At 44.7% G+C, this 9,498-nt stretch carries 4 protein-coding genes; all 4 read right to left on the bottom strand.

The window, feature by feature from the left end; all coding sequences use genetic code 11:
* Positions 1-70: 70 nt before the first annotated feature.
* The 4 genes from ACYQ28_RS11795 to parE all read right to left on the bottom strand — a co-directional run bounded on the left by ACYQ28_RS11795 (position 71) and on the right by parE (position 9,491).
* Entirely contained in the window at positions 71-733 is a 663-nt protein-coding gene (locus tag ACYQ28_RS11795) for an RHS repeat-associated core domain-containing protein (RefSeq protein WP_460164713.1), read from the bottom strand.
* A 461-nt stretch (positions 734-1,194) separates the two neighbouring features.
* Positions 1,195-1,533: a hypothetical protein gene (locus ACYQ28_RS11790; RefSeq protein ID WP_460052249.1), complete on the bottom strand. Its 339-nt coding sequence runs from the start codon at positions 1,531-1,533 to the stop codon at positions 1,195-1,197.
* Positions 1,534-6,501, bottom strand: coding sequence for an RHS repeat-associated core domain-containing protein (locus tag ACYQ28_RS11785; protein WP_460052251.1), 4,968 nt, complete (start codon positions 6,499-6,501; stop codon positions 1,534-1,536).
* A 1,106-nt stretch (positions 6,502-7,607) separates the two neighbouring features.
* Positions 7,608-9,491, bottom strand: a complete 1,884-nt coding sequence (gene parE / locus ACYQ28_RS11780) for a DNA topoisomerase IV subunit B (protein WP_460052252.1) — start codon at positions 9,489-9,491, stop codon at positions 7,608-7,610.
* Positions 9,492-9,498: the final 7 nt, after the last annotated feature.

The raw sequence follows: 9,498 nt of genomic DNA, 5'->3' as shown, positions 1-9,498 counted from the left end.
ACCAGCTGAAGTTGAGAAAGCATTTAAATGATAAAAACCTCCTACAGGGTGGTATGAAAATAATTGACCACTACACAGGAGACCATATAAGATCTTTTCTTTTTACTTGTTGTTCGAGAATTATTGAAGCAGGTTCATTTTTAGCAAAACGGCGCGCAATATTTGGATTTGTTGTCCATGAAGTAAAATCGCTTTGATTATCACCGTAATTATGTAATTCAACATCCCTATGACCTCCCCAAGGAACTGATTCACCATTAATCGCATTCTTATAATCTGGATGATCTGGATGAACTCCCCTATACACAGTTACTAACTCTTCTTGATCACCATCTGGCGCTCTAAAACCATGCGAGCCAATATAAGTATCCGTTAGAGGATCGTAATTCTCAGGAATTTCCCCATTTCCCTCTTTACATGAAAGTCCAAACGGATCAACCCACCCAACCGGATTAGGCGCATATTGATAATTATTTAATCCTCCCAATAACCCAATCGGGTCTTGTTGGGTAAATTGTCCGGTATTGGGATTGTAATACCGGTGGCGGTTGTAGTGTAAGCCGGTCTCTTGGTCGAAGTATTGGCCTTGGAATCTTATATTATTTTCGATTGTTTCTACGGTATTTAAGGCGAGGTTTCCGTAGGTTTTATATTGGGTGCTCCATACGATGCTGCCGTCGTTGGCGGTCAGTTCTTGTGGTGTGCCTAGGTGATCGAGATGGTAATGGTAGATTTCGTTGTTTTGGATTTGCGCCAGCGGTTTAAAGCTGTTGGGCTCAAAGACGTAGATTTTTACGGTTAATAATTCTTTTTGTTCTGCACTCTTCGCGTGTTGGCTTTCACCTAAAAGTACGTCGCCATTCCCCAGAAATTGAGTTTCTGCATCAGAGCTTATCTTTTTGATTCTGCGACCTAATGCGTCGTATTGGTATTGGGTTTTAGTACCGCAATGATCAATTTCGATTAATTGGTTTGGGTGTTGTAGGTAAAGCTTGTGACTAGCTTGCCGTTTTTGGCTCTGGCTTCTTTCACAAATTCATGGATGTCTCATTACACTTTCTTCTAGCTGATAAAGTTCGCTATTTTCTTTGACTAGATACTAGTTCTTAGCTACTTCAACCATTTATATTTTTAATTATTTAACCAGTTAATGTTTCTACCTTAATCCCCATCTCTGTAATATGAAAGCCAGTGTTAGGATTCATATATCTGATATATTGTATCAACTAATTGTCTAGGTGGTTTGTATCCAGACTCTAGTATTACACAAAAATCAATTGGTATATGAAAGAGATAATCTCCTCGCAACTCTATAAATTTTTTTTCACCACACTTATCAAGGATGGGCCTATTTTTCTCTGAATCTTGAATTAATTTATTTAAAATATTCACAAATTCATCATCAATATCCACAAAGCTGAACTCTTCAGGATCTTGTTTCGCTTCATAATCCCATGTATAAATTACAGGTAAAAGTTTATGCGAATAAGGTGATTTTAGAACTCGTCCATATTTTTTTTTCACAAATGACATTTAATCTCCTACCTCAATCCAACTTCCATCTTCATTTTCTTGAAATATTTTATCATTTTCAAACTTATAAACGCCACGTATGTCATGCATAACATCTTCATTTATGTGTCCGTCAATACTTGTACATGCGGCCCAATGACAATGACCCATGTTTTCCTTTAGAAGCACATCTATATTGGTAGAATTTCCCACCGTTGTGGAGTTTGGATTTATATTTTCTAAAGGTGGGTAATCCATGGGATTATGCAATACATACATGGGAGCTGTTTCACCGGGCCCATAAGTCCTTCGATAAAGGCCACCCAGAGATCCCCCTGAAGTGATAAATTCGGCTAAATCACTGCCGGGCTCAGCACCGATATTATGAACATTTCCTCTTGATTCAATGAGCCTTCCTAGGTCATCGGATATAGTTGCTCCGTCCCTTGAATAAACCGTAAGGTAAGTACCCTCTGGTATTTTTACTACCTTTGCTGGATCGATAGAGCCATGACCGGCAAAAACCACATCATAAGAGGGAGGGCAATCTTTACTAGTCAACCCAAACGGATCCACCCATCCAACCGGATTAGGCACGTACTGGTAGTTATTCAACCCACCCAATAACCCAACGGGGTCTTGTTGGGTAAACTGCCCGGTATTGGGGTTGTAGTATCTGTGGCGGTTGTAGTGTAAGCCGGTCTCACTATCGAAGTATTGGCCTTGGAATCTTATATTATTTTCGATTGTTTCTACGGTTTTTAAAGCGAGGTTACCGTAGGTTTTGTATTGGGCGCTCCATACGATGCTACCGTCGTTGGCGGTCAGTTCTTGGGGTGTACCTAGGTGATCTAGGTGGTAGTGATAAATCTCATTGTTTTGGATTTGCGCTAGCGGTTTGAAACTGTTGGGCTCAAAGACGTAGATTTTTGCGTTTAATAATTCTTTTTGTTCTGCGTTCTTCCCATACTGGGTTTCGCTTAACAGTACGTCGCCATTCCACAGAAATTGGGTTTCTGTGTCTGCACTGATTTTTTTGGTTCTGCGGCCCAAGGCGTCGTATTGGTATTGGGTTTTAGTACCGCAATTATCAATCTCGATTAATTGGTTTTGGGCGTTGTAACGGAATTCGGTGATGAGTTTGCCGTTTTTGCCTCTCGCTTCTTTGATTAAATTTCCGCGTGAGTCGTAGGTGAAGTGTCTGTCACCTTGAAAGGCGAGGCGGTTGCCTTTGGTTTGTTTTTCCGCTTTTTGTTCGCGGGCTTTATCGAGTGAAACAACGTTGCTGTTTGCAAACTCTTGGGAATTTTCTGTGGCTTGATTGGAGTTTTCTTTGGCTCGATTTGGGTTTTGTTGCGCCTGCTCAGCTTTGGGCTGTTCGCTTTGCTGAATAAGGTTGTTGGCCGGATCGAAGTCGAATTGTTCGTTAACAAAGCCTTCGACTTGTTTTAGGCGATCAAGCGCGTCGTAAAAGTATTGGGTGCTGCCTTTGTTAAGGTCGTCGATGCTCTCTAGATTACCCGCTTGGGTGTAACGGTAGTTGCGCTGGATAACGGCGTGTTTTTGCGCTTGGCTGAGTACGCGATGTTCCGACAAGCGGCCCATGGCGTCGTAGTCGTATTCGCTGGTGAGTTCGCCTTGTTTGCGCTCGGCAATTTGGCCTAAATTGTTGTGTTTTAGTTTAGTAATCAGTTGGTCGTTAAACGAGGCCGACTGTAATTGACCAATGTTATTAAACCGATACTTTAGGGTATCGCCACTGGGCAGTGTGGTTTGGGTGCGCAAACCTAAACTGTTGTAGCTATGGCGTAAAACCTGTTCGCCTTGGTGTTCTTTAATCAAACGGCCGCTGGCGTTGTAGTGGAAACGCAGTTGTTGGGAGGCGTTGTTGGCCTGAGCTAGACGACCATGCTTATCGTAGGCAAAGGTGGTTACTTCGCCATCGGGACTGAGTTTTTCAAGTAAGCGACCCAACGCATCGCGTTTAAATTGGGTGGTGTTGAGCTTGACTTGATGACTGTTGTTGTGGTCGCCTTCGATGTGTGCGACTAAGAATCCAGCGGCATCGTATTGATAGGCTTGTACGCGGCCATCAAAGCCAATTTCTTTGGTAAGGCGTTCGTTGCCGTCGTATTCCAGCTGGTAGCGTTCGCCGTTTTCGTTAATCAGGCCGGTAAGATTGCGTTCTTTGTCGTATTCGTAATGCAGTTCGGCACCGTTGGGCAGTACTTTTTTCACCACCTGAGCAAGACCATCGTAGTGGTATTCGGTACTTCGGCCGCTGACATCGGTGTAACGGGTAAGCTGGTTGTTTTCGTTATAGGCGAAACGGGTCACACCACCGGTGTGGTCGATGGCGAGAATGACGTTGCCGTTATCGTCGTAGCGGTATTGTTGAGTGCCTAAAGGTGCTGCAACGCGGGTGATGTTACCGAGGTTATCGTAGTTGTAGCTGACTTCGCTGCCGTCGGGTTTGGTTTCTTGGATCAGTTGACCGAGAGCGTTCCAGCGTAATTCTTGGCTGATGGATTCGCCATCAAAGCCGTGACGAATGATCTTAGTGGGGAAGCCACGTTGATCGTATTGGTATTCGGTTTTGTTGCCTTCGGCGTCTTGCTGTTCGATCAATAAACCATTGTTACTGTAGCTGCGCTGGAAAAGGGTTTGATCGTTAACAACCAACTTTATAACTTGATCGTTTTCGTTGTAGGTGAGCTTTTGGGTATTACCCAAGGCATCAACGGTTTCAATCAGATTGCCGTTGTCGTCGTATCGATATTGAGTAGCGTCGCCGTTGGGGTTGCGAGTGTGAATCAGGCGGCCGTAGGCATCGTAGGCGTTTCGAGTAACGCCACCTTCGGGGTTGGTTTCTTGGGTGATTTGGCCGCGATCGTTGTATTCGTATTGCAGCACATTGCCATTGCTGTCGATGGCTTTGGAGCGCTTATTGGCGTCGTCCCATTCAAAGCGATAGTCGTAACGACCTTTATCACCCCACTGGCGGGTACATTTGGCATCGGGGGCAAACTTGTCCCACTCAAAGTAAAAGCTGAAGCCGGTTTTTAGGGTGCGCTTGGTAACAATGTGATTCGTGTATTCGAATTTTTCTGCGTGGTCGTTACCGTCCACAATGGCTATCAAATCACCGTGCTCATCGTACTGATAGCGAACGAGAGTTCGTGATGTCTCTGTAGATTCCGATTCTTGAGTTGAAGACACCAGATCAATGGCGGTGATTAAGCCTTGACCGTTGTAGGTAAAGGCTAATTGTTGTCCAGTTGTTGACGAGATTGAAATCAGTTTACGACGCAGATCACTGTCGTAGTTGAAGGTCAAGGCGTTGCCAAGCGTATCCACCCAGCGGCTGATTTTTTTACGCGAACCAATGCCTTCGAAGAATTTTTGCGGGTGACCTTTCTTTTGCAGCAGGTAGCCGTTTTCGAAGCGCGTTAAGCGCAAGCCTTCGGCTTTGTTGTGTGTGGTCTCGCCCAGTTTAGGTCGTGGAATAACCACGTAAAGCCCTTCGCCGGTGGTAAAGCGAATGCGTTTATCGTCGAGTTCAAACAGATTTTCGCAAGCAGGATGTCCCCAACCGAAACCCAGAGTGCGGTTGCGAGGATTGGTGGTGCGGTAGGTGCGCGTCCAAGCCAGCGGAATGGGGCCACGTAAAACGAAGTCTTGTTGTTGCAACAGCTCTTCGCCGGTGACCATGCTAATGGGTTCACCGTTGGTGCAGGTATTAGCCGCATCTGGCGAGCAGGTTTTGGTATCCGTTTCGCCAGACTTTCCGTCGTCTGCTTGGTTAGAAGACTCATCAGCCTTGCTACTGCCATCACCGGAGGCTTTCTTGGGCGCATCGGTCTCGACGGTCTCGGATGTGGTTAAATCAGACAGTGTGCCCTTGTTGACTTTGGCATTGGCTTCTTGTTCTAGCTTTTTGCGGCGCTGGATTACTTTTACGTAGTCCATCACCAAATCACCCACTTTTTGGAAGTTCTTCATGTAACGAACTTTGCTGCCCAAAGAAGCTACCGCCCCGGCACCTGCGGTTACTGCCGCTAAAACTACGGTGAGAATGATTTCAAAGACGCCGCCACCGGCCATTTCGGTTAATTCAAGCGAATGCTGGGCAGCCGCGTAGTCTTTGGCAAATTTATAGAAAATACTGCGCAAGCCGGAATCGTTATAAATAAGCGTGGCAACTTCAAGTGCCATATCGAACTGTTCGGCAGTCAACGCAGAAGGATCAAACCCTAATACATCGACGATTTCTTTTTTTGCTCCAGTAAGATAGGTGTTATTGGCTTTTTCGAGAGATTCCCAGCTGAGTTCGCCTTGCTCAATTAATGACCCTGTAATCACCACGGCCTGACGGACTGGGTTTACATAGGCAGCAACCTCGGCAACATCTTTAGCCCATATAGCTAAACCTTTGCCCGCCTCGTATAGGCCGTCACCTAATGCCCCAGAATAAGTTTTAGTTTTCTCCCACCAGCCCTGTTTGCTGAGTTTAGCTTCTATCGCTGCCGCTTCGCGTTTTTCTTCGGCAATGATTTTTTGCAGGGCTTGGCGAATTTGCACCTTTAAATTCGCACTGCGTTCTTCGTTTTCGTAATTATTAAGTGGCGCCGCATTAACAACGATACGTTTACTTAAAAATGCCAGAAATAGTGCTTTACCCATGCGATCTTCAATACCCAAGCGAACAACATGGATATTAATATCTTCGGCTCGGGCGGTAGGATTGAATGAGGGACGAGAAACACCATTACCGGTAGGGAATTGTTTTTGCTCAACAAACGGGTCGATAGGCTTGCCGGGCCCAAAAAAACCTTCAAAGATTTTCTTTCTGGCAGCGGCATCAAAGTTATCTAAAATAGCTTTGGCTTCTTGAGCGGTTGGCCCGCCTGTGATTGGTGTGGAGGTACCTAACCCTGGTAAGAGCAAAAAGCGCTCGCCATCTTTACCTTTTACGTGCAGGTTAAACATGGTGTCCCTAACTTAAATGAAATTAATTGATAGAGCCATCAGTAACAGGAAACCACATACACACTCTAAAGTTGAGTGTGGCGGTGTCGGGTGCTCTGTATTGCTCAATTCTTTCTGCTAATTTAATAAACAATAACGCAACAAACAAATATGAATATGTTTATTTTTAACCTAAACAACTTCTTTAAACATTGGCAGATAGCAAATTTGTGATGCAGGGCTAAGGATAGTCTCAAGACTTACATCAAATTCTATCCAATTACGATGTTAATTGAGATTCTAGAAGAAAAACTCAGATATTTGCGCCAATTAGACAAGTCGCTGATTACGTCACAAATCCGGATTCTTATCAATTACCCATACGTAGAAAAAGAACATACAAAGGTGTTAGCTAACGCGAGTTTCGTAAATTTTGATGTCAGAAAATAGTTTGTTTTATTTCTAACAGTTTTAAGAAATCCTTGAAAAGCTGTCAACTTGGCCGCCGGACACCTCAGCCTCATGATTCGTAGGGATACAAGGGGCTTATTGAGCTTTGTTAACATTTTTTAAATGTACTTTGCGTTGCGATTGGTAATTGCGATGCAATCAGATAAGACCCTTAGCATTAATGCAAAGTATTTTCAGCTTCAAAAGTTTTTACAAAATCTTTGAGCTTTTTAAAAGTGTTGCAAACGCAAGAAACTGCTTATTTTTATCGAATCAAATAAATACATTAAATGCATGTTATTTTTTTAATAAAAGCAGCTGTGTTATTTGTTATTAATTTCAGGCTTATATTGATGTAACACTAAAAACGGTAACTAGAGAATAATTTACGAACCTAAAATAACTTAAATTATTGCTTGCTAAAAGATATATACGGTTTTTACGAATAACATCAAGTTCCACTAATAAGCTTGGAAAGCGCCAACAAAAAGAGTTCTCTACCTATTATGGTTTTAGATAACGTTTTTGTATCTCATTGGTTTTTGTATCTCATTGATAGTGATTAAGACTTTCCAATTGTTAAGTTTAAAAATCTATCACATCAACCGCTAGAAAAAAGCCCCAACAAATTTGCTGAGGCTTGTCTTATAAAATTCAAAGATATTATTTATTAGCGATTAAACCTCTGCCAAATCTCCTTTTAACTCTAACCACACTTTGCGATCGCCGGAGCGTTTTTTGGCGAGCAGCATGTCCATGGTGCCGAAGGTTTGTTCTTCGTCGTCGATGTTGAGTCGTACGAGTTTGCGGGTGTCTGGCGCCATGGTGGTTTCACGCAGTTGCATAGGGTTCATTTCACCAAGGCCTTTGAAACGCTGTACGTTGGGTGTGCCACGTTTTTTCTCGGCTTTTAGTCGCTCTAAGATGCCGTTTTTCTCTTGTTCGTCGAGGGCGTAATAGACCTCTTGGCCTAGGTCGATTCGATACAGGGGTGGCATGGCAATGAAGATGTGGCCAGCTTCTACCAAAGGTTTGAAGTGTTTGACGAACAATGCACATAACAGTGTGGCGATATGCAATCCATCGGAGTCGGCATCGGCCAGTACGCAGACCTTGTGATAGCGCAGACTTTCTATATTGTCGCTACCGGGATCAACGCCCAAGGCTACGGAAATATCGTGTACTTCTTGACTGGCAAGAATATCGGCACTATCGACTTCCCAGGTATTTAAGATTTTACCGCGCAACGGCATGATGGCTTGGAATTCGCGATCGCGCGCCTGCTTGGCAGAACCACCCGCCGAATCACCTTCCACCAAGAACAGTTCGCCGCGAACCGGATCGTCACTGGAGCAGTCGGCCAGTTTGCCGGGTAAAGCGGGGCCTTGGGTGATTTTTTTACGGGCAATCTTTTTGCTGGAACGCACTCGACGCTGGGCATTGCTGATGCAGTAATCGGCAAGCTTTTCACCTTCTCCGGTGTGCTGGTTCAACCATAGGCTGAACGCATCTTTGGATATACCCGAAACGAAAGCTGCTGCCTCACGGGAGGAGAGCTTTTCTTTGGTTTGGCCAGAGAACTGTGGATCGGCCATTTTCGAACTCAAAACAAAACAGCAGTTAGTCCAGATATCGTCGGGCGTTAGTTTAATGCCGCGCGGAAGCAGGTTTCTAAACTCGCAAAATTCACGCAAAGCTTCTAATAAGCCGGTACGCAGACCATTAACATGGGTGCCGCCTTGGGAGGTAGGAATTAAATTTACGTAGCTTTCTTGAATAAGTTCGCCACCTTCAACCAACCACTGCACGGCCCAATCGGCGCCTTCGGTTTCACCGGTGAATGACCCGACAAAAGGCACTTCCGGCAGGCTTGTCCAGCCTGAAGTTGCTGCTAACAGATAATCTTTAAGTCCGTCTTCGAAATACCACTCGTCGATTTCATCGGTTTGCTGGTTATTAAAAACCACCTTTAAACCGGGACATAAAACCGCTTTTGCGCGCAACACGTGGCGCATGCGTGAAATCGAGAATTTGAAGGTATCGAAGTATTTAGGATCGGGTAAAAAGCGCACGCTGGTGCCGGTATCTTTTTTAGCGCAGGTGCCAATAACTTCTAGATCGCTGGCTTTGTCACCACCCATAAAGCCGATGCGGTGAATTTGTCCATCTCGGCGAATGGTTACTTCAAGTATCTTCGACAGCGCGTTTACAACACTCACCCCCACCCCGTGCAAGCCGCCGGAGAACTGGTAGTTGTTGTTGTTAAATTTGCCGCCAGCATGGAGGGTAGACAAAATCACTTCAACACCCGGTTTACCTTGCTCGGGATGGATATCCACAGGCATACCGCGACCATTATCGGTAACGGTCATGGAGTGATCTTTATGCAAAGTAACAATGATTTCATTGGCGTGACCGGCCAAGGCTTCATCCACGGAGTTGTCGATAACCTCTTGTGCCAAATGGTTTGGCCGTGTGGTTTCTGTGTACATGCCGGGGCGCTTTCGCACCGGATCCAGTCCCGTTAGGACTTCGATATCTTGAGAGGTATATTTAGACATGAAAGCG

It is taken from the genome of Sessilibacter sp. MAH1, assembly GCF_054658315.1.
The sequence above is the reverse complement of the archived record's forward strand: the minus strand, read 5'-3'. Positions and strand labels throughout refer to the sequence as shown.